The 19,939-nt window shown below is 69.5% G+C and carries 17 protein-coding genes and 1 tRNA gene; 5 read left to right on the forward strand and 13 right to left on the reverse strand.

Features of this window, described 5'->3' with window-relative positions; translation table 11 throughout:
• Positions 1–61: 61 nt before the first annotated feature.
• Together ACZOOI_RS03540 and ACZOOI_RS03545 are read left to right on the forward strand one after the other, a co-directional pair.
• On the forward strand, positions 62–454 hold the full coding sequence (locus ACZOOI_RS03540; RefSeq protein ID WP_465279353.1) for a hypothetical protein: 393 nt from the start codon (positions 62–64) through the stop codon (positions 452–454).
• On the forward strand, positions 451–1,362 hold the full coding sequence (locus ACZOOI_RS03545) for a hypothetical protein (protein ID WP_465279354.1): 912 nt from the start codon (positions 451–453) through the stop codon (positions 1,360–1,362). The genes ACZOOI_RS03540 and ACZOOI_RS03545 overlap by 4 nt, the downstream gene beginning before the upstream one ends.
• Here the strand turns inward: ACZOOI_RS03545 and ACZOOI_RS03550 are convergent.
• The 5 genes from ACZOOI_RS03550 to thrS form a co-directional block, all read right to left on the reverse strand.
• Positions 1,328–2,596 carry a glycoside hydrolase family 15 protein gene (locus tag ACZOOI_RS03550; protein WP_465279355.1) on the reverse strand — a complete coding sequence of 423 codons (1,269 nt, stop codon included), beginning with the start codon at positions 2,594–2,596 and terminating at the stop codon, positions 1,328–1,330. The genes ACZOOI_RS03545 and ACZOOI_RS03550 overlap by 35 nt on opposite strands.
• 177 nt (positions 2,597–2,773) lie before the next feature.
• Complete coding sequence (locus ACZOOI_RS03555; RefSeq protein ID WP_465279356.1) at positions 2,774–4,048, reverse strand: glycosyltransferase 87 family protein; 1,275 nt, start codon at positions 4,046–4,048, stop codon at positions 2,774–2,776.
• Positions 4,045–4,449, reverse strand: a complete 405-nt coding sequence (locus ACZOOI_RS03560) for a thiol-disulfide oxidoreductase DCC family protein (protein WP_465279357.1) — start codon at positions 4,447–4,449, stop codon at positions 4,045–4,047. Before ACZOOI_RS03560 ends, ACZOOI_RS03555 begins: the two co-directional genes overlap by 4 nt.
• 121 nt (positions 4,450–4,570) lie before the next feature.
• Complete coding sequence (locus ACZOOI_RS03565; RefSeq protein ID WP_391587587.1) at positions 4,571–5,131, reverse strand: HIT family protein; 561 nt, start codon at positions 5,129–5,131, stop codon at positions 4,571–4,573.
• Positions 5,132–5,210: 79 nt separating this feature from the next.
• Complete coding sequence (thrS, locus tag ACZOOI_RS03570) at positions 5,211–7,190, reverse strand: threonine--tRNA ligase (RefSeq protein WP_465279358.1); 1,980 nt, start codon at positions 7,188–7,190, stop codon at positions 5,211–5,213.
• Between the two features lie 298 nt (positions 7,191–7,488).
• Between thrS and ACZOOI_RS03575 the strand changes: the two genes are divergently transcribed.
• The 3 genes from ACZOOI_RS03575 (at position 7,489) to ACZOOI_RS03585 (ending at position 9,375) form a co-directional block, all read left to right on the forward strand.
• The gene (locus ACZOOI_RS03575) at positions 7,489–7,899 is read left to right on the forward strand and encodes a hypothetical protein (protein WP_465279359.1); all 411 of its coding nucleotides are present in this window, start codon (positions 7,489–7,491) and stop codon (positions 7,897–7,899) included.
• A 61-nt stretch (positions 7,900–7,960) separates the two neighbouring features.
• Positions 7,961–8,683 carry a DUF3105 domain-containing protein gene (locus tag ACZOOI_RS03580; protein ID WP_465279360.1) on the forward strand — a complete coding sequence of 241 codons (723 nt, stop codon included), beginning with the start codon at positions 7,961–7,963 and terminating at the stop codon, positions 8,681–8,683.
• Positions 8,680–9,375, forward strand: a complete 696-nt coding sequence (locus ACZOOI_RS03585) for a DUF305 domain-containing protein (protein WP_465279361.1) — start codon at positions 8,680–8,682, stop codon at positions 9,373–9,375. The genes ACZOOI_RS03580 and ACZOOI_RS03585 overlap by 4 nt, the downstream gene beginning before the upstream one ends.
• A gap of 229 nt (positions 9,376–9,604) precedes the next feature.
• Here ACZOOI_RS03585 and ACZOOI_RS03590 read toward each other — a convergent pair whose 3' ends face one another.
• The 8 genes from ACZOOI_RS03590 to ACZOOI_RS03625 all read right to left on the reverse strand — a co-directional run bounded on the left by ACZOOI_RS03590 (position 9,605) and on the right by ACZOOI_RS03625 (position 19,900).
• Complete coding sequence (locus tag ACZOOI_RS03590) at positions 9,605–10,243, reverse strand: DedA family protein (RefSeq protein ID WP_465279362.1); 639 nt, start codon at positions 10,241–10,243, stop codon at positions 9,605–9,607.
• Positions 10,244–11,271: 1,028 nt separating this feature from the next.
• A complete protein-coding gene (locus ACZOOI_RS03595) occupies positions 11,272–12,300 on the reverse strand; it encodes a LacI family DNA-binding transcriptional regulator (RefSeq protein WP_391587594.1) in 1,029 nt (342 codons plus the stop codon).
• Positions 12,287–13,807 (reverse strand): glycoside hydrolase family 1 protein, encoded by a 1,521-nt coding sequence (locus ACZOOI_RS03600; RefSeq protein ID WP_465279363.1) that lies wholly within the window; start codon positions 13,805–13,807, stop codon positions 12,287–12,289. The genes ACZOOI_RS03595 and ACZOOI_RS03600 overlap by 14 nt, the downstream gene beginning before the upstream one ends.
• Positions 13,808–13,986: 179 nt before the next feature.
• Entirely contained in the window at positions 13,987–14,961 is a 975-nt protein-coding gene (locus ACZOOI_RS03605; protein WP_465279364.1) for a carbohydrate ABC transporter permease, read from the reverse strand.
• Position 14,962: 1 nt separating this feature from the next.
• Positions 14,963–15,892 (reverse strand): carbohydrate ABC transporter permease, encoded by a 930-nt coding sequence (locus ACZOOI_RS03610; protein ID WP_465279365.1) that lies wholly within the window; start codon positions 15,890–15,892, stop codon positions 14,963–14,965.
• Positions 15,893–16,461: 569 nt separating this feature from the next.
• Positions 16,462–17,766 carry an ABC transporter substrate-binding protein gene (locus ACZOOI_RS03615; RefSeq protein ID WP_465279366.1) on the reverse strand — a complete coding sequence of 435 codons (1,305 nt, stop codon included), beginning with the start codon at positions 17,764–17,766 and terminating at the stop codon, positions 16,462–16,464.
• A gap of 657 nt (positions 17,767–18,423) precedes the next feature.
• Positions 18,424–19,416, reverse strand: coding sequence for a protein NO VEIN domain-containing protein (locus ACZOOI_RS03620; protein ID WP_465279367.1), 993 nt, complete (start codon positions 19,414–19,416; stop codon positions 18,424–18,426).
• Between the two features lie 412 nt (positions 19,417–19,828).
• Positions 19,829–19,900 (reverse strand) — tRNA-Val (locus tag ACZOOI_RS03625).
• Positions 19,901–19,939: the final 39 nt, after the last annotated feature.

Consider the following 19,939-nt stretch of genomic DNA (forward strand, 5'->3'; position numbering starts at 1 on the left):
CGAAGGCTCGACACGACGTCCGCGCACATCCCGCGGTTTCCGCCTGGGCTGGCGCGCGGTGGTGACCGTACTGATTTTCGGCGCCTTGTTGCGCGGCGCGATCTGGGGCACCGACATGGCGTTCCCCTTCGGCCCGCTCACCCAGTACGCGTTCCGCACCGATCCCAACGGCGTGATCGAGTCGAATTACGTCGACGCCGACACCACGGACGGCAGGCGCATCCACATCCCGATGGCGCATTCGGGCATGAGCCGCGCCCAGTTGGAGGGCCAGCTCTGGAAGTTCCTCCAGGATCCGAGCCTGCTCCAGCAATTGGCCAAGAACCAACGCGAGCGCTACCCGCACGATCCGCACTATCTGCGGCTCTATCTGATGCGCGAGACGGTCGTGCTGCGCGACGCCGCCGAGGAACGCCGCTTCACCGAGACGCTGACCCAGTGGGAGGTCAAGTGAGCACCGCAGCGGAGGGCGCCGCGGGCTGGGTCCGGGCCGCCCGACGCTGGTGGTACCCCTCGGTCCCGGTCCTGCGGATCGCCTGGATCCGGCTGTTCGTCTACCTCTTCGTGCTGTACGACATCACCGCGCTGACCAAGGGCACGATGGGCAACGCACACCTGCCCGCGTCGCTGTACCAGCCGGTCTGGCTGGCGGAGACGCTGCAACTGCCGGTGCCCACCCCGGCCCTGGCCGAGACGCTGCGGATGGTGATGTTCATCGGCGCGCCGATCGCCGCGCTCGGCATCTTGCCCCGGCTGTCCGGCACGGTGATGGCGGTGGCGTTCACGTGGTGGGAATTCGTCTACATGTCCTACGGGAAGATCGACCACGATCACTTCGCCATCACCGTCACGCTGTGGTTGCTGCCCACCGCCGGACGAGCCCGATTTCGGGACCGGCACAGCGACGAGCGAGCCGGCTGGGTGATCCGGTGCATGCAGATGTCGGTGGTGCTGAGCTACTTCTTCGCGGCCTGGGCCAAGATCCGCGAGTCCGGCTTCCGCTGGGTGACCGGCGCCACCTTCTACTGGGCGATCGAGCGACGCGGGACCGGGTTCGCCCGACCCCTCCAGGACCATCCGCTACTGCTCCAACTCGGCCAGTGGGTGATGATGATCGCCGAATTGCTCGCGCCGGTGATGCTGGTGCTGCGCCGCTGGTGGCTGTTCTTCGCGGTGTGTTTCTGGCTGGGCTTCCACCTGTTGACGTACCTGAGCATCGAGATCCACTTCCTGCCGACGGTGATCTGCTTCACCGCGTTCGTGCCGTGGGAGAAGGTCGACGCGAGGCTGCGGGCCGGCCTTCGGCGGGTTCGGCCCCAGCGATCGGTCACACAGGCGGAGCCGGCAGTGCTCGTTCCGTAGCCACCAGCGCGAGCAGCACCGCGGCGCCGGTCCAGGCCAGCGGCGCCACCGAAGCCGGCGTGCCGTCCGCGGCCACCTTCTCCGGGAGCGAGCCGTAGGCGGTGCGGTGCGCCGCGAGCCAGTCCAACCGACGAGCGGCCGCCGCCGGATGTCCCGACGCGGCGTCGTACAGCGCGAAGGACGCGGTCTCCGGCGTCCACGCGGTGGACGGGTCGCCGGCCCAGTCCAGACCGGGCAGGACACCGCCGTTGGGCAGGGTCAGCCGGTCGGCTGTGCGCCGCACGGCCGAGTCGACCTTGGCATCGGGACCCGCGAACGGCGGCCCCAGCCAGGTCACCGCGCTGTCCTCACCGCCCGAGGAGCTCGGCGTGCGCTGATAGCCGTACGCGCCGAACCAGGTGCGGATCCCGGTGTCGAGCCGGGACGCGGCGGCGGACCACCGATTCGCCGCCGGGTCGCCCATCCGGCGGGCCAGGTCGGCGGAGGCGCGCAGGCCGGCCAGCAGCGGCGCGGCGGTACCCAGGGTGATCTGATCCGTGCGCTTCTCCCAGTAGTCCGGGCCCGCCGGCGGCAGCCCGGACCGTTGCAGACTTCCAGCGACATGATCGGCGGCGGCACGCACCGCGGGCCACAACTCGGCCAGGCCCGCGCGGGTCGCGGGGGCGTTCGGGTCCTGTGCGACGTACCAGAACCACACCGCCCACGGCATCCAGCCGCTGCCGTCCTGCTGCGCCTCGCGCCGGTCGGGGGCGATCCCCTCGACCGTATAGCGCGCCTCCCACGTCCCGTCTGCGCGTTGCAGACCGGCCAGGTGCCGAAGGACGAGCAGGGCATCGTCGGGGTGTCCCGTCGCGGTGTACGCCGCGGCCACCCAACTTCCGTCCCGCGGCCAGACGTTGGACCAGAAGCTGTGCCAGGACGCGGTCACCGCGCCGTCCGGTCGGGTGAGCAGCCGCAGATCGCGCAGGGCCCGCTCGGCCATGTCCCGGCGACCGGCGGTATCGCCCGGCACGTGCCCGGCGTCCAGCCACGCGCGCTCCGCGGCGGTGGGCGGTCGGGCGGGGGCGTCGGTGGGCACGATCTGCAGCGCACCGGGTTCGCCGGCGACGCCACCCATCAGGAGGGGGCCGGTGGGGCGCGGACCCTTGGTGGCACTGGTGAGCGTCGACACCAGCAGCGTGCACAGCAGGAGTATCGCGGTGGATATGCCGATCCGGCGGGCCCTGCCGTGCATCCGGTACCGCCTTGCCACGAAGGTCCGCGGAGCGCTCGACGCCCCGCGGGAACATAGGACAAGTCTACGAACGCCGGTTTGGATGGCCACCGCTGGGCGGTGCGATCGCAGGCCGCAGGGGGTATACGGCCGAGACGGGCGGGCTGTGGAGCCGTGGGCCGCGCAGGGCGTCCGCGCCTACGGGACCAAACCCTGGGAACCGGATCGATCCGCTGATCGGCGAGCGGCGCCGAACCGGGCAAACGGGTGAGATCCGGACCCGTCCCGGTCGGCGATCACCCAGGAGATCAGACAACCGATCAGCACGCACACACCCGCGATCACATAGGCGTTGCCCGCGAGCAATTGCCACCCCCGCAGGTGCAGCTCGCGATCGTCGCCGAAAGGCACCGTCCACACGAGTCCGGCGGGCAGCACGCCGGCCACCCGGGGCCGGTCCATCGGATACGCCGCCGCAAGGGCGCACAGGGCGGCGAGCGCCACCACGTCCGGCCACGCCCGGGTCCGCCGAACCCGATCCACCAGCAGGATCACCAGGGGCAGCGCCCACACCCAGTGGTGCGTCCAGGAGATCGGCGACACCAACAGCGCGGTCAACGCGCACAGTCCCATGCCGGTGAGCTCCGCGCCGCGCCGCGCGGCACGCACGGCGAGCGTCATCCCCAGCGCCGCCACCACCGTCGCGAGCAGTGGCCACAGCAGGCCCGGCGCCGGGTCCGCGCCGAACTGTCGAGCCACCGCACCGTGCAACGACTGGTTGCCGGGGAACTGGGCCAGACCGATCCGAGCATCGTCGAAGAACAGTCCGCCCCAGTAGTCCACGCACTCACGCGGCAGCACCACGAACGCCACCGCGATCGTGCCGACGAACGTCCCCAACGCGGTCGCCGCCTCGCGCACCCGTCCGGTCAGCAGCAGGTACGGGATGAAGATCACCGGCGTCAGCTTGAGCCCGGCCGCGAGCCCCACGCCGACGCCGACCAGCCGGGCCCCACGCGGGCGGGAGAAGTCCCACAGGACCAGCACCAGCAGCAGCAGGTTGATCTGCCCGAAGCGCAGGTTCTCCTGCACCGGCTCGGTCCACAGCAGCGCCGCGGCGGTCAACGCGGTGGCCCGCACCCGATCGCCGCGCAGTCCGGCCACCCCCCAGGCGAGCCATGTGGCCACCGCGACCAGGACCAGGTTCGCCGCCACGCCCAGCGCCTTGACCGCCACCCACGGCAGCCACGCCAGCGGCGTGAACACCAGGCCGGCCCACGGCGTGTAGGTGAACGGGAGCCGCCCGGGCCGGACCGTGTACAACTCGCCGTGTCCGGCGAGCACGTCCGCTCCGCCCGAGCGATACACCGCCAGGTCGCCGAGCCACCACGCGTCGCCCGATCCGAACAGGCCGAGCGCGAGGTACGCGGCGACCGACGCCGCGGCCACCGCGAGGGCGAACCCGCGACTCACCCGTGCGCGGTGACGGTGTCCGGCCGCAGGTGCGCCGGCATGGCACACGCGGGAGTCCCGCCGGGCATGCGGTCGCGGTTGTCCGCGACCAGGCGGTACACGCCGTGCGCGGCGATACTCACCGGCTGCACCCGCAGGGCGGCGCCGGCCAGCGCCCACGGGCCGCCGGCGTTCATCAGCAGCTTGGCCACCGCGTGATGGCCGCCGTACACGGTGCCCACGGGAGTCACCCACAACACCTCGTGCTCGGCGCGGTGCTGCTCGACGCCGAGCTCCTCGAGTTCGGCGAACTGCCAGGCCACCACGTCGGCATCGAACGGGATGTGCTTCCGGGCGAACTCCACCGACCGGGTACAAAAACCGCAGTCGCCGTCGTACACGAGAACCGGTCGTGCGCTCAAAGCTCTTCTCCTTGACAACAGCCGCTTGGATCCTGCCATCGGACCGCCTCCGCCCACCGGCTCCGAGCGCGCCCGCCCCGCCCGCGGCGCGCCCGCACCCCCGGGGTGCCGACCGATCCGGTCAGTCGACCGGCCACGCGGAGGCCAACATCTCGCGGGTGTCCGCGAGCAGTTGCGGGAGCACCTTGGTGTGCCCGACCACGGGCATGAAGTTGGTGTCGCCGCCCCAGCGCGGCACCAGGTGCTGGTGCAGGTGCGCGGCGATCCCCGCCCCGGCGACGTGGCCCTGGTTCATCCCGATGTTGAACCCCTGCGCACCGGACACCTTGCGCAGGGTGGCCATCGCGAGCTTGGTGAACCGGGCGAGCTCGATCGTCTCCGCGTCGTCCAGGTCGGTGTAGTCCGCGACGTGCCGGTAGGGCACCACCATCAGGTGGCCGCCGTTGTACGGGTACAGATTCAGCACCGCGTAGACCTGCTCGCCCCGCGCGACGACGAGCCCGTCGACATCGCTCAGCGACGGAATCCGGCAGAACGGGCACCCGTCGTCGGGAGTCGGCCCCGACGGCTTGTTCTCACCCTTGATGTACGCCATCCGATGGGGAGTCCACAGCCGGGCAAAGGCATCCGGCCCCCCAACCCCGTCCTGCATCTCGGGCTCGCTCGTCATGCCAGGAAGCATATGCCGTGGGCCGGGACCGGCCGCGACCCGGTGACCGCACGCTGTCGCGCGATCCCGGGCCGCGGCCGGTGACACCGCGTCAGATCTGGATGCGGTCCCCGACGGCCTTGACGATCTCGGCCACCGCGTCGTCGACCGGCACGCCGTTGTTCTGCTCGCCGCTGCGGTAGCGGAAGCTCACCGCGCCGGCCTGTACGTCCTCGTCGCCCGCCAGGAGCATGTACGGGATCTTGAACTTGTTCGCGTTGCGGATCTTCTTCTGCATGCGGTCCGCCGAGTCGTCGATCTCGACCCGGATGCCGTGCGCCTTGAGCTTGGCCGCGACCTCTTCGAGGTAGGGGACGTGCTCCTCGGTGATCGGGATGCCGACCACCTGGACCGGCGCGAGCCACGGCGGCATCTTGCCCGCGTAGTGCTCCAGCAGGACCGCGAAGAAGCGCTCGATCGAGCCGAACAGCGCGCGGTGGATCATCACCGGCTGCTGCCGGGTGCCGTCCGAGGCGGTGTATTCGAGGTCGAAGCGCTCCGGCAGGTTGAAGTCGACCTGGATGGTCGACATCTGCCAGGTGCGGCCGATCGCGTCCTTGGCCTGGACCGAGATCTTGGGGCCGTAGAACGCGGCGCCGCCCGGGTCGTCCACCAGTTCCAGGCCCTGCTTCTGCGCGGCCTGGCGCAGCGTCTCGGTGGCCTCGGTCCAGTTCTCCTCGGTGCCGATCGACTTCTCCGGGTTCCTGGTGGACAGCTCCAGGTAGAAGTCGTCGAGCCCGTAGTCGCGCAGCAGGTTCAGCACGAAGGTCAGCAGCGAGTCCAGCTCGCCCGCCATCTGGTCGCGCGTGCAGTAGATGTGCGCGTCGTCCTGGGTGAAGCCGCGGGCGCGGGTCAGCCCGTGCACCACACCCGACTTCTCGTAGCGGTAGACCGTGCCGAACTCGAACAGGCGCAGCGGGAACTCCCGGTACGAGCGCCCCCGGGCCCGGTAGATCAGGTTGTGCATCGGGCAGTTCATCGGCTTGAGGTAGTAGCTCTGGCCCTCGTCCAGCTCCATCGGCGGGTACATGCCGTCGGCGTACCAGTCCAGGTGGCCGGACAGCTCGAAGAGCTTGCCCTTGGTGGCGTGCGGCGTGTACACGAACTCGTAGCCGGCCTCCTCGTGCCGGCGGCGCGAGTAGTCCTCCATCGTGCGGCGGATGATGCCGCCCTTGGGGTGGAAGACGGCCAGGCCGGAGCCGATCTCCTCGGGGATGGAGAACAGGTCCAGCTCGGCGCCGAGCTTGCGGTGGTCGCGCTTCTCGGCCTCCTCCAGGAAGGTCGTGTACGCCTTGAGCTCGTCCTTGCTCGGCCACGCGGTGCCGTAGATCCGCTGGAGCTGCTTGTTCTTCTCGCTGCCGCGCCAGTAGGCGGCGGCCGAGCGCATCAGCTTGAACGCGGGAATGTTGCGGGTGGTGGGCAGGTGCGGGCCTCGGCACAGGTCCTTCCAGCACAGCTCGCCGGTCTTGGCGTTCAGGTTGTCGTAGATGGTCAGCTCGCCGGCGCCGACCTCCGCGGAGGCGCCCTCGGCGGCCTCGGCGGCGGAGCCCTTGAGCCCGATCAGCTCCAGCTTGTACGGCTCGTCGGCCAGCTCGGCGCGCGCGTCCTCGTCGGTGGTGACCCGGCGGGCGAAGCGCTGACCCTGCTTGATGATCTCCTGCATCTTCTTCTCGATGCGCTTGAGATCGTCGGGGTGGAACGGCGTCTCGACGTCGAAGTCGTAGTAGAAGCCGTCCTTGATCGGCGGGCCGATGCCGAGCTTGGCCTCGGGGAACAGCTCCTGCACGGCCTGCGCCATCACGTGCGCGGCGGAGTGGCGCAGGATGTCCAGGCCGTCCGGGGAGCCGATCCCGACCGGCTCGATCTCGTCGCCGTCGACCAGGACGTACGCCAGGTCCACGAGCCGGCCGGCCACGCGCGCGGCGACCACCGAGCGGTCGCCCTCGAAGAGCTCGGCAGCCGTAGTGCCCGTGGTCACCACCCGCTCGTCCCGGTCCGGGTCGCGGCTGATGGTCACTCGGGCTTCGGACACCGTTCGTCTCCTGACATGTGGTTGGCGGGTGCTGCGCGGCCGGGCTCGGCTCGCTCGCACACCGATGCTATCGAGCCGGGAGCGGGAACCTTGCCTCGGTTTCCCCGGCCCGGGCGGGCGCCGGCCCCCGGTGGGCACGCCGAGGCGCAGGCGCCGGTGGGATGCCGGCGCGGAAGCCGGCCAAGACACCTGCGAAGACGCCCGCACCCTCGCATCCACCGTCCCGTGCCCGTCACGACGACGAAAGATCGTGCCCCGACTTCCCACAGGGCCACTCGTTCGGGTGAGAATAGGGCCCGTGACGCAACGGATGGCCTCGCTGGCAGTCCCGCTGCGGCCGGTGATCCGGCTGTTGGCCGGGGCTGTACTGGCGTGCGCCGCGCTGCTCGGCAGCGCGTTCCCGATCCACGCCGAGTCGGTGCCCTCGACCGCGACGATCCCGACGGTGTGTCCCTTCCATCACACCGCGCACCAGGACCGGGACAACGGCGGGCCGGACGACAAGGGCGACGGTTCGGGGCGGTGCGGCGATCGCTCGCACGCGTGTGTGCCGGCCACCGTTCCGCCGCTGCCGCCGGTGGTCGCACCCGCGCCCAGCTCGATGCTCCCGCCATGGCTGGCCGAACCGGACGCCATCGGTATCGCGCTCGCGCCCACGCCCGCCAAGGACGCCTCCGACCTGACGGTGCTCTGCGTCAGTCGTACGTGATCCGCGCGGCACACCCTCGCACGGTCCACAGACGAATCCGGAATCGGAATAAGGCGGAGCCATGGGGCAACAGTCCCCCAACACCTCGAAGAAGCAGAGCAAGGCGCAGCGAACGGCCAGAATGGCGGCAACGCGTGAGCGGGTGGCCGCCCAGCGCGAGCAGGAGCGCAAGGCCGCCAAGCGCCGCTCGGCGATCATCTTCGCCGCCTCGGGCGCGGCGGTCATCGCCCTGGTGGCGGGACTGACCGCCGTGGTGATGTCGTCCAACGACGACGGCGACAAGAAGGGCAGCGCGAACAACGTCATCGCCGACGTCAAGCCCGACCCCAGCACCAAGAGCGACATAGCCGGGGTGGCCGCGTACACCGCGTCACAGGGGCACATCTCCAAGCCCAAGGACGTCACCTACAAGCAGACCCCGCCAGTGGGCGGCGAGCACGACCCGGTCTGGCAGAACTGCGGGATCTACGACTCGCCGATCCCCAACCGCAACGGTGTGCACTCGCTGGAGCACGGCACGGTGTGGATCACCTACCAGTCGAATCTGCCCGCGGACCAGCTGGAGATCCTCAAGTCCAAGGTCAAGGGCAAGACGTACATGATGCTGAGCCCCTACGACGGGCTGGACAAGCCGGTCGTCGCCTCGGCATGGGGTCTGCAGCTGAAGCTGGACAACGCGAGCGACCCGCGCCTGGACCAGTTCATCAAGGAGTACAAGGAAGGCAAGCAGACTCCGGAGCCCGGTTCGCCGTGCACGGGCGGGGTCGGGAAGCCGACCTCGTGAGGCCCCGCGCACGCGTCGCGCTGATCGTGGCGACCGGGCTGCTCGCGGTACCCGCGCTGGCGGCCTGTTCGTCCGACGACTCGACGAAACCGGCCGCGGCGACCGCGCCCACCCGTGCGCTGGGGCCGGCGCCGGCCGCGGTGCCGAACCCGCCCGCCGACGATTCCGTCGACGCCGGGTTCGCACGCGACATGCGCACCCACCACGCGCAGGCCGTACAGATGGCGATGATGGTCCGCGACCTGACCCAGGACGACGCGACTCGCAAGCTCGCGTACGACATCGCGCTGACCCAGCAGGAGCAGATCGGCCGGATGGCGTCCTGGCTCCAGCTGTGGGGCCTCACCCTCGGCTCGACCCGGCCGGTCATGCAGTGGATGACGCCGGGTTCGATGCCGGGCCACTCCGGGCACGGCACGCCGGCGGCCGGGGCGGACACCCAGCTGATGCCGGGCATGGCCACGCAGGCGCAGTTGGACAAGCTGGCGACGTTGCACGGCAAGGACGCCGAGGTGATGTTCCTCCAGCTGATGATCACGCACCACGAGGCGGGTGTGGCCATGGCCCGCGAGGGCGTGGCGCGCGCCCAGGTCCAGCAGGTCCGGGATCTGGCGAACACGATGGTGGTGGGCCAGAGTTCGGAGATCGACCTGATGCGGTCGATGCTGACGGAGCGTGGGGCGGCGGCGTAGCACTTGTGGGCGCGCTGGTGGTGAGGTGTTCGCGGCTCGGCTCGGCGCGGGACGGGTGGACGGGTCGCGGCGGGGTGCACCGTTCGCGGTGCGGCGCAAGGCTCGTTGTGGGAACACCGTTTGCGGCGGGCCGCACAGCTCGTTGCGGTCGGCGGATAGGCGAGTGGGGCGCGGGATCGATGGTGATCCCGCGCCCCACTGGGGTCGATGGCGAAGTGCCGCCGCCGGGTCAGACCTCGACGGTCGCCGTCACCGTCGCCGTTGCTTCGCCGACATGGCGGCGGCGGCGGACCTCGCGGACGACACGTGCCGGCACTCCCACGATCAACGGCACCGAGGCGCCCAGCGCCATTCCGCCGAGTGCCACCAGCAGCGGGCTGTCCTCGACGATGCGTCCCGCCAACGTGCCGACCGTCATCGCGTACGACACCGAGATGCTCGCCCCGACCAGCGTCGCCGCGCGGAACTGCGGGCGGGGATAGCCCAGTCGGCCGGCGAGCATGTTCACCGCGGTTCGGCCGCCGGGCAGGAAGCGAGCCGCGATCAGCGCGGACATCCCGCCCTTGGCCAGCGCGCCTCGGGCCAGGTCCATCGCTTTCTGTCGGCGCGGCCCGAGCACGGCGTCGCCCCCGCGACGCAGCCGTGCGCGGCCCACCGCGTAGGCGCACTGGTCCCCGATGAAGGCACCGATCCCCGCGGTCAACAGAACCAGGGCGATGTACCGAACGTCACCGTCGGCGACCGCCGCCGCGGCCATCACGAGTTCGTCGCCCGGCACGATCGGCAGCACGGCGTCGATGGAAACGATCAGCGGCATCACCAGCCACAACCACGGAGAGAACAACAGGCCGGTTCCGGCGCCGGTCACTGGTGTACCCCCGCGCACGCGCAGCGGATCGGTAGACAGGTATCGGTCACCGGGAGATCATCGCGCGATACCCCATCCGGCGGAACATCGGGTCCTGGTCACCAGCGCTCACCTGACGTGATACGGCCTGAAAAACACCCATCTCAGAGGCCTGATCCGCGGAAAAGTGACCTCATCATCGTGTCGACTTCCCGATTTGGACATCACACTTTCGGCGCACCCCCGGAGGAGTGGCCACTCCCCCAATCCACCAACAACGGCCACAGCCACCACCCTCGCCCCGCCCTCACACACCCACGCGGCGGGGACGCTCCTCGGGGGCAACCGGTGCGTCAAGCGCTTGGGGCAACGCGCCAAGCGCTTGGGGCAGCCGGCGGGTGCGTCGGGCGTTTGGGAGCGGGCGGGGCGTCAGGCGTTCGGCAGCGGTTGGGGCAGCCGGCGCCCGGGGAATCCAGCCCCGCCGACGCCGGAGGCGATCAGGCCGCCGGCGCTCAAGGACGTCGAGCCGGCCGGTGTTCGAGGGACGCTCGGGCCGGCCGGCGCTTGGCGCCGGACCAACCCGGCTGACGCTTGAGGCCGCCCAAGCCTGGCAAAGCCTCGACTCAGTCGAAGCCTTCAGCCCCGGCAGGCGTTTGACGCCACCCCAAGCCCTCCAAGGCCCCGCCCCAGCCGAAGCCTTCAGCCCCGGCAGGCGCTTGAGGCCGAATCAGTCCGGCCGGCGCGAGAGGCCACTCGAGACCAGCAACGCCCCGCCCCAGCCAATCCCCTCACCTCGGCGGGCACTTGAGGTCAAACCAGCCTCGCCGGCGCGTGAGGCCAAACCAGCCCGGCCCAGCGCGTGAGGCCACCCAGCCCGCCCGGCGCTTGACGCCCCCGAAGGCCCACCAACCCCCGCCCCCAGCCAAACCCCTCAGCCCGGCCCGCGGCGCCTGAAGCCACCCCCAGCCCGCCAAAGCCCAAGCTCAAGCTCAAGCCAAGCCCAAGCCCAGCCAACCCCTCCGGCCCGACCGAAACCCCGTGGGTGCGGGTTACGACGACGACCGCTCGATCAACGTCGTCGGCAACACCACGGAGTCGCCGACCGCCCCGCCCCCGATCCGCTCCAGCAGCAGACGCGTCATCAACCGCCCCTGCCTCGCCACGTGTTGCCGCACAGTGGTGAGCGCCGGCGCAGCCCAGCCCGCGACGTCCGCATCGTCGAACCCGACCACCGCCACGTCCTCCGGAATGCGCCTGCCCTCCTCCGCCAGCACGGCCATCGCCCCGACCGCCATCAGATCGGACGCCGCGAACACCGCGTCCACCCCCGGCTCCTCCGCCAACAACCGCCGCATCGCCGCGGCCCCGCCGGCCCGACTGAAGTCGCCGTGCGCAACGAGCGCAGGCCCCGGCACCGCGTCCAGATAACCGCGCAGCCGGTCCACACCCGCGCACATGTCCTGCGGTCCGGCGATGGTGGCGATCCGCTCCCGACCGCGGCCGCTCAGGTGCTCGACCGCGGCGCGCGCACCGCCCACGTTGTCCGCGTCGACGTAGACGAAGTCGGCGTCCGGGCCGAGCGGCCGACCGCCGACCACCACCGGGATGCCCGCGTCGTGCAGCCGACCCGCCAACGAGTCGTCCCCGTGCAGCGACACCAACAACGCCCCGTCCACGTGGCCGCCGCGCAGGTACCGCTCCAACCGATCCTGCTGCGCCGGGGTACGCACCATCATCAGCACCAACTGATGGTCGGTGTCGGCGAGTTCGGTGCCCACCGAGCGCACGATCGCGGACAGGTACGGGTCGCCGAACAGCCGGGTCTCCGGTTCCTGGACGACCAGCGCCACCGAATCGGTGCGCCGGGTGACCAGAGTTCGGGCCGCACGGTTGGGCACGTATCCGGTCCGCACGATCGCCGCCTCGACCACCTCGCGTACCCGAGGGCTGACCTTCGGTGAGCTGTTGATCACCCGGGAGACGGTGGCCCGGGACACCCCGGCCACCGCCGCCACCGTCTCCAGGGTCGGCGGTTCGGCCGTCGGTGCGGCCTCTCCCCGGCCGTCAGTGCTGGTCAATGCTCCCCATCCCGTCCCGCGCCGACTCGGCCCGGAGTTCCCGATTGCCGGCGATCACCGACGCATACCACCGTGCGCTGTACTTGGGCGTACGTCCACCGGTCGCGAAGTCCACGTGCACGATGCCGAAGCGCTTCGCGTAGCCGTACGCCCACTCGAAATTGTCCAACAGGGACCACACGAAGTAGCCCCGGACATCCACGCCGTCCGCGATCGCCCGGCGCACTTCCGCGATGTGCGCGGCGATGTAGTCCGCCCGGTCGACATCCTCGATCGCGCCGGCCGCGTCCACATGGTCCTCGTACGCCGCGCCATTCTCGGTGATCATCAGCGGCAGGTCCGGGGCCTCCTCCCGGATCCGCGCCAGCACGTCGTACAGGCCGCTCGGGTCGATCCCCCAGCCCATCGCGGTACGCGCGCCGGGCGCCTGGGTGAACCGCACGTCCGCACAGGCCGGCCAGGGCGAGTACGCGCTCGCACCGTGGCCGTCGTCACGATGCCCGGCGACCTCGGCTCCCGCGTCAGCACCTTCGCCGCCTTCGCCGCCGCCATCGCCGCCGACCAGGAGGGGGGTGTAATAGTTCACCCCGAGCATGTCGATCGGTCGGGCGATCTCGGCGAGGTCGCCGTCCCGGACGAACGCCCAGTCGGTCACCGAGGCGGTGTCCGCCAGCACATCGGCCGGGTACGCCCCGCGCAGCAGCGGGTCGAGGAAGATCCGGTTGGCCAGGCCGTCCACCCGACGCACCGCGTCCAGATCCGCCGGCCGGTCCGAAGTGGGGCGTACGGCGGCCGTGTTGAGCGTGATCCCGATCCGGTGTCCGGCCGGCAGTTCGGCCCGCAACGCCCGCACGCCGAGCCCGTGTGCGAGCAGCAGATGGTGATGCGCACGCAGGGACAGCTCCGGATCGGTCAGTCCCGGCGCGTGTACGCCCGAACCGTGTCCCAGGAACGCGGAGCACCACGGCTCGTTGAGCGTGGTCCAGTCACGAACTCGGTCGCCGAGCCGGGCCGCGACGATCCGCGCGTACTCGGCGAACCGGGACGCGGTGTCGCGCGCACCCCACCCGCCCGCGTCCTGGAGGGCCTGCGGCAGGTCCCAGTGATAGAGCGTCAGATACGGATCCACTCCGTGCGCGAGCAGTTCGTCCACGAGCCGGTCGTAGAAGTCGAGTCCGGCCGGGTTGCCCGGACCGCTGCCGCTGGGCTGAATCCGCGCCCATGCGACGGAGAACCGGTAGGCGCCCAGGCCGAGTTCGGACATCAGCCCGACGTCTTCCCGATAGCGGTGGTAGTGGTCGGTGGCCACGTCGCCGGTGTCCCCGGCGTGCACCCGTCCGGGAGTACGACTGAAGGTGTCCCAGATCGACGGCGCGCGACCGCCCTCGGCCACGGCCCCCTCGATCTGGTAGGCGGCGGTGGCCGCGCCCCAGACGAATCCGGGCGGGAAGCCGCCGACGGGAAGGCTCGTCGGTGCTGTGCGGGTGGACAGGGCGTGGTTGGTCATGATGGTGCTTCCCTTTCTCCGGTTGGCTTGACGCTGCTCGGCACCCATCGGCGCTCATCGGCGCTCATCGGCGCTCATCGGCGCCGGATCGGCTCGCCGTCCTCGGACCGATCGGCCAGGGCCGATCCGCGCCGGGTAGGGGTACGTCGGCCCTCCCGGCTCGATCGGCCCTCGAACGATCACCCCTTGACCGCGCCCTGCATGATGCCGCCGACGATCTGCCTGCCGAGCAAGCCGAAGACGACCAATACCGGCAGCGTGCCGAGCAACGTCCCGGCCAGGATGATCGACTGGTCGTGTACGTATCCCCCACCCAGCGAGTTGATCGCGACCTGCACGGTGGGGTTGCTCGACGACAGCGCGATGATCGGCCAGAAGAAGTCGTTCCACGTGGTCATGAAGGTGAGCAGGCCGAGTACCGCCATCGCCGGGCGCGCGATCGGAATGACGATCGACCAGAAGATCCGCGCGTACGACGCGCCGTCCACCCGGCCGGCCTCGATCAGTTCGTCCGGCAGCGCCTCCATCAGGTACTGCCGCATGAAGAACACGCCGAACGCGGTGACCAACGTGGGCAGGATGACGGCCTGGAGCTGGTTCACCCATTCCAGCTTCGCCATGATCATGAACAGCGGGATCAGGCCCAGTTGCGGCGGGATCATCATCGTCGCCACGGTGATTCCGAGCAGGATGCCCCGGCCTCGGAAGCGCAGTTTGGCGAACGCGAACCCGGCCAGCGTCGAACACAACACGGTGCCCGCCGCGACCGTGACCGACACGATGGTCGAGTTGATCAACGCCTGCACGATGTCGGCCTCGTCGAGCGCCTTGTCGAAGTTGCCGAGCAGGTTGCCGCCGGGCGTGAACGGCGGTGGCACGTGGTTGATTTCGGCGTTGCTGCGGGTGGCGGCGACGATCGACCAGTAGAACGGGAAGACCGAGAGCAGCGTCGCGAAGCCCAGGATCAGGTAGACCAGGGGCCCGCCGTGCAGTTGACGCGTGCGCTTGGACCGACGGGGACGGCCGGACCGACCGGGCCGACCCGTGCGGCGGAACCGGCCGTTTCCTCCGGCCGGTTCGGGCGACGGACCCTCCGACTGTGAGCCGGTCGGGCGGACGGTCCGGCGAAGTACGGCGACGGGCGTGCGTGCCATGTCAGCGGCCCTCTCGGGTCTCGCGGCGCGAACGGCTCGCGGAGACAAGCGCGTTGATGCCGATGACGACAAGGATGATCAGGAACGTCGTCCACGCGATCGCGGAGGCCTTCCCGAGCGCGTAGTTGCTCCAGCCGGTCTCGTACATGTAGAGCCCGATGGTCTGGTACTGATGCGAGGCCCCGCCCCGGACGCCGATCGGGCCGCCCTGGAGCAGCAACGGCTCGGCAAAGATCTGCATCGCGCCGATCGTCGAGACCACGACGGTGAACACGATCGTGGGCCGCAGTCCCGGGAGGGTGACGTGCCGGAACTGATGCCAGGACTTCGCCCCGTCCAACGCCGCGGCCTCGTAGCGGTCGTGCGGAATGGCCTGCATCGCGGCGAGGTAGATGAGCGCGTTGTAGCCCACCCAACGCCAGGTGACGATGGTCGAGACGGCTATCTGGGAGGTCCAAGTGCCGTTGTACCAGTCGACGTTGTCGACCCCGAACATCCCGAGGAACCAGTTGACCATCCCGTAGTCGCGCCCGAACAGGCCACCGAACACGAGCGTCGCGGCGGCGACGGAAGTCGCGTACGGCATCAGGATCGCGACCCGGAAGAAGGTCCGCCCGCGCAGCCGACGATTGAGCAGATGCGCCAGGCCGAGCGCCATGCACAGCTGCGGGACCGTGGATATCAGCCCGATGGTGAAGGTGTTGCGCAGCGCCTTCCAGAAGAACTTGTCGTGCCAGAGGTTGGTGTAGTTCTCCAGCCCGAGCCAGGTCATGTCGTCCGGATTCTGCAATCGCACGCGATGCAAGGAGATGTATCCGGTGTACAGGAGCGGGAACAGGCCGAAGGCGATGAAGAGGACGAAGAACGGCGCGACGAAGGCGTAGGGCGACGCGGTGTTCGCCCGGCGCCGCCAGAGTTGACGGGGAGTCATGACGGGTCGATGTGCCTTGGTTTCGGGGCTCGACGGGAGCTGATGTGGGGATTCGGTCCGGAGACCGCCGGGGGATTGGGCTGCATGGGCGGGGGGTGGTGCCGCCATCGAAATCACTCCGGGCCGGGAGAGGTGGGCGGACGGTGGGACGGGTGGCCCGACCGGGGAAGGAACGGCCGGGCCACGGAGGGGCGGTGCCGGATCGGACCGGGCGCGGCCGTCGGACGGCAACTCTCGGGCAACGGCCGTCCGTCGCGGACTGCGCTTGTGGCGCGGTCGGAGGTCGCGGGTCGCGCGGTCGCGGGTCTCGGGTGGGGTCTCGCGTGGGTCGCGGGGCGCGAGGCGAAGGTTGCGGGGCGCTGCGCGGGCGTGGCACCGGTTACGGGTGGTGGGTCGCGCGTCGCAGGTCACCGGCTCGGCGCCTGAGGCTCGTAACCTGTGACCCGCAACCGGCCGTCCGCAAAATGCCGTTCCGCAGACCGCGGGGATCAGCGGCGTATCGCGGCCCGCACGTCACGGCCCGCGCATCAGATACCGCGCACCGCAACCCGCGCCTAGCCAACTCCCCCTCAGCCGGCGAGTGCGTTCTTGACCGCGTCGCGCGCCTGCTTCCACGCGTCGTCGGGCTTGACCCCCTGTGCTTCCACGGAGGTCAGTGCCGTACTGATGTTCTCCTTGATGTCGTTGTGCCGAACTCCTGTGATCTGTACCGGCATCCGCTCGGCCGCCGCACTGAAGATCCGACCGATCGGCGCACCGTTGAAGTAGGCGTCCGTGGTCGCCTTGATGCTTTCGATCGCGCCGGTCTTGGACGGGAAGTTCCCCTGCTTCTGGAACATCTTGGCCTGCTGCTCGGGCGCGGTGAGCCAGGCGACCAGCTCCGCCGCCTCCTTGTGGTGCTTGCCGCCCTTGGGAATCGCGAGGTACGAACCACCCCAGTTACCGGTACCGCCCGGTCCCGGGGCGACATCCCACTTGCCCTTGCCCGCATCACCGGCCTGGGTCTTGATGTATCCGATCATCCACGCCGGGCACGAAATCGACGCGAAGCCGTCGGCCGCGAACGCCTGGTTCCAGTCGCTCTGGAACTGCTGCAGGGCCGCGGACATCTTTCCGTCGGCGGCCTGCGTGGCCAGATCCCAGGCGTGCTTCACCGTGGGGTTGGTGTCATAGATCGGCTTGCCGGCCTCGTCGTAGTACGAAACCGCCTGTTGCCCGATGATCGCGTTGTACAGACCGGTCACGCTGTCCAGGTAGTGCGTCTTCTTCGGCGCGTTCGCCTGGAACTGCCTTCCGACTTCGACGTATCCCTCCCACGTGGACCAGCGCCGGGCCAACTCCTCGCGGTCGGTGGGCAGTCCGGCCGCCTGGAACAGGTCGGTGCGATAGCAGATCGCCATCGGCCCGGTGTCGGTGCCGGCGCCCAACACCTTCCCGTCGCCGGTGGTCGCGGCCTTGCTCTTCCACGGCAGGTACTCGGCGGTGCCGCCGGAAAGGCCCAGCGAATTCAGGTCCATCCACTTGTCGGCCTGGTTCTTCACGACGTCGGCTATCCGCCCGACCTCGATGCCCTGGATGTCGTCGATCCCGCCCCCACCGGCGAGCCGGGTCTGCACCGTACGCCAGTAGTCCTCCTCGCGTTCGGTGTCGTGCTGAACGATCTTGATGTTCGGGTGGGTCTGCTGATACTCGGCGTACAACCCGGCCTCCTCGAAGCCGAAGGTGCCGAACAGCCCCAGATTCAGGGTGACTTTGCCGTCGCCCGAGCCGGAATCCCCATCACCCCCGCACCCGGCGAGCACTGACCCGACCAACAGCGCGGTACACAGGGCCGACAACGCCCTGACTCGACCACGAACGTAGCGCGTGCGCATGGGAAGACCTCCTGATGCCTTGCATCCGGGACGGGGAGAGCGGACTGCTTCGTGCGGAAGTACCGAAGTGCGGCGGTGCGATCAACGATTCGCGGCAACACAAAACACACCACCGGGAGCGCCGAATCTTGAACAATGAGAGCGCTCTCACAACGTGCTCAGGAGCTTGTCCCGCCCAAGAACTCATGTCAATACTTCGACACCTGAACGTGACACCCCCACACCCCCGCCCCACCCCTAAGACTCCTAAACCCACACCCACACCCCCACCACCCCACCCCACCCCAAGCAACACTCCAAGCCGCCATGCCCGCCCACCGCACCTGCTCCGAAGATCACCGAACACGTCGAAGGCCGTCGGTGCGACCGCCATCGGCCCGTTATCGTGCCCCCACTCGTCGCCGCCCTGCTCGCACCCCGCCCACTGCCGTATGAAACGGCTGCAAATACGTCAGAGGCCCGGATCATTTTCATGATCCGGGCCTCTGACCTGTTTGGGCGATACTGGGATCCAACCAGTGACTTCTTCGGTGTGAACTACCCGCATTGAGGTCGCTGAGGGCTACAGCGCGCTACCACCCAGTGGTTCACCTGCTCGGCGGCAAGGTCCTTCGGCGCACAGAGACAGCGCGCACGGACCCGGGAGATCGACCACGCCTATGTGGGGCCATCGAGGGTGTAGTGGTATTGAGTCGCAGTGGCTCGGTCGAGAGCGATGGCCCAGGGGTCCCAGCACAGTTCGGTACCACCGTCGGCGGTGACGGTGTCGCCGGAGCGGTGCACGGTGATCCCGTGAACGACGAAGAGAGCGGGGTTCGGGTAGGAGAGCGCGTGCCGAACTTCGTTGGCAGTCAGGTAGACACCTTCAGGAGGGCCGGTCATGCCCTTGACTTCGACGTGTTTTTCGATGCCGTCCTTGTGGCACGTGAGGTCCCAACTGCTGGTGTTCGCGACTACACTCACGACCCAACCCTCGGCGCGGTAGTGAGATTCGGCCAGCAGCATCGCCCGCATCTCGACGGCTCGATTCGCCGCGCCATCCGACGAACGACCCTGCCCTCGGGCCGACTTACGCTTGTCGGCATCGGGTGCACCCGATCGGTACGGCGTGGGGTCGGGACCATCGGCGGCCCCCGCCCCTGCGTCGATCTCTTCTTCGAAGGTATCCGAGATCTCGACGGTCTCCGGCCGGATGAGCATCTGCTCAAGTCGTTCGGCGTTCCCGGCAGCCGGGACGTTCACGGTGAGTCGAAGACGTCGGCGCTCATTGCCCCCTTTCGAACCCGGCTTCGCTCCGATCTTCTTTTGCGGACCCGTCAGAGACAACCGCAGTCCCTTGAAATCTTTGACGGTGTACAGGTCGACGGCATGCCACGCCGGCGAGAGCACACGCCGCTCCTCCAAGGGAAGGTTCTTGAGCGCGGTCTCTCTGCTGTCGACCGCGGCATCGAGCAGCCGGCCGTGCAGACCACCGATTCGGCGCAGCAGTATTTCGAGTGCCTGGGTGTAGTCCCGGTTCCGAGGCACACCCTTGCCTCCACCTGCCGACGCGAGCACTACGTCGTAGTGGTGAGATTCCGCGTGTCCCGGCGTAGGTTCGACGGTGAAGCCGGCAACGAGCGGACGACCGAAGTCGTCGAACACGGCCATGTTGTCTCCTTCGAAGCCGTCAAGCGAACGTCCCTCGCCCATTTCACACGACGACTCCGACAGCCCCCGCGGCCCCTCGCCACCTCGTGACGCCGGTCTCAGCCGGAACGACCGGCGGGGCGACGCCTCATCGCCCTCCTGGCGTTTCGGAAGTGGCCCCCGGCCGGCTGGGCTGGCCCGCGCGGTACATACCTCACCATCGCTGATGTGCTGCGCCACACGAAGATCGGGGTCACGATGGAGATCTACGCCCTGGCCCCGGACGAACAGACACGCGAGGCCCTGCGAAGCCTGGGCGAGTGGCTCGACTGACCTTCGGCGAAGGCTTTCCGGGGCACCCGTTGCGGTACTTTGCTGCCGGCAGCACGACAAAGCCCCGGATCATTTTCGTGATCCGGGGCTCTGACCTGTGTGGGCGATACTGGGATCGAACCAGTGACCTCTTCGGTGTGAACGAAGCGCTCTCCCGCTGAGCTAATCGCCCGGGCGCAGGGAGAACATTACCGCATGTGTGGGGGCGGTT

This window comes from Embleya sp. L77 (assembly GCF_055557415.1).

What these genes read in the sequence shown, in the direction of transcription:
- ACZOOI_RS03605 (WP_465279364.1), bottom strand. Translation starts at nt 14,961, where the DNA reads ATGGCACGCACGCCCGTCGCCGTACTTCGCCGGACCGTCCGCCCGACC.
- ACZOOI_RS03610 (WP_465279365.1), bottom strand. Translation starts at nt 15,892, where the DNA reads ATGACTCCCCGTCAACTCTGGCGGCGCCGGGCGAACACCGCGTCGCCC.
- ACZOOI_RS03615 (WP_465279366.1), bottom strand. Translation starts at nt 17,766, where the DNA reads ATGCGCACGCGCTACGTTCGTGGTCGAGTCAGGGCGTTGTCGGCCCTG.
- ACZOOI_RS03550 (WP_465279355.1), bottom strand. Translation starts at nt 2,596, where the DNA reads ATGCACGGCAGGGCCCGCCGGATCGGCATATCCACCGCGATACTCCTG.
- ACZOOI_RS03620 (WP_465279367.1), bottom strand. Translation starts at nt 19,416, where the DNA reads ATGGCCGTGTTCGACGACTTCGGTCGTCCGCTCGTTGCCGGCTTCACC.
- ACZOOI_RS03600 (WP_465279363.1), bottom strand. Translation starts at nt 13,807, where the DNA reads ATGACCAACCACGCCCTGTCCACCCGCACAGCACCGACGAGCCTTCCC.
- ACZOOI_RS03565 (WP_391587587.1), bottom strand. Translation starts at nt 5,131, where the DNA reads ATGCTTCCTGGCATGACGAGCGAGCCCGAGATGCAGGACGGGGTTGGG.
- ACZOOI_RS03580 (WP_465279360.1), top strand. Translation starts at nt 7,961, where the DNA reads ATGGGGCAACAGTCCCCCAACACCTCGAAGAAGCAGAGCAAGGCGCAG.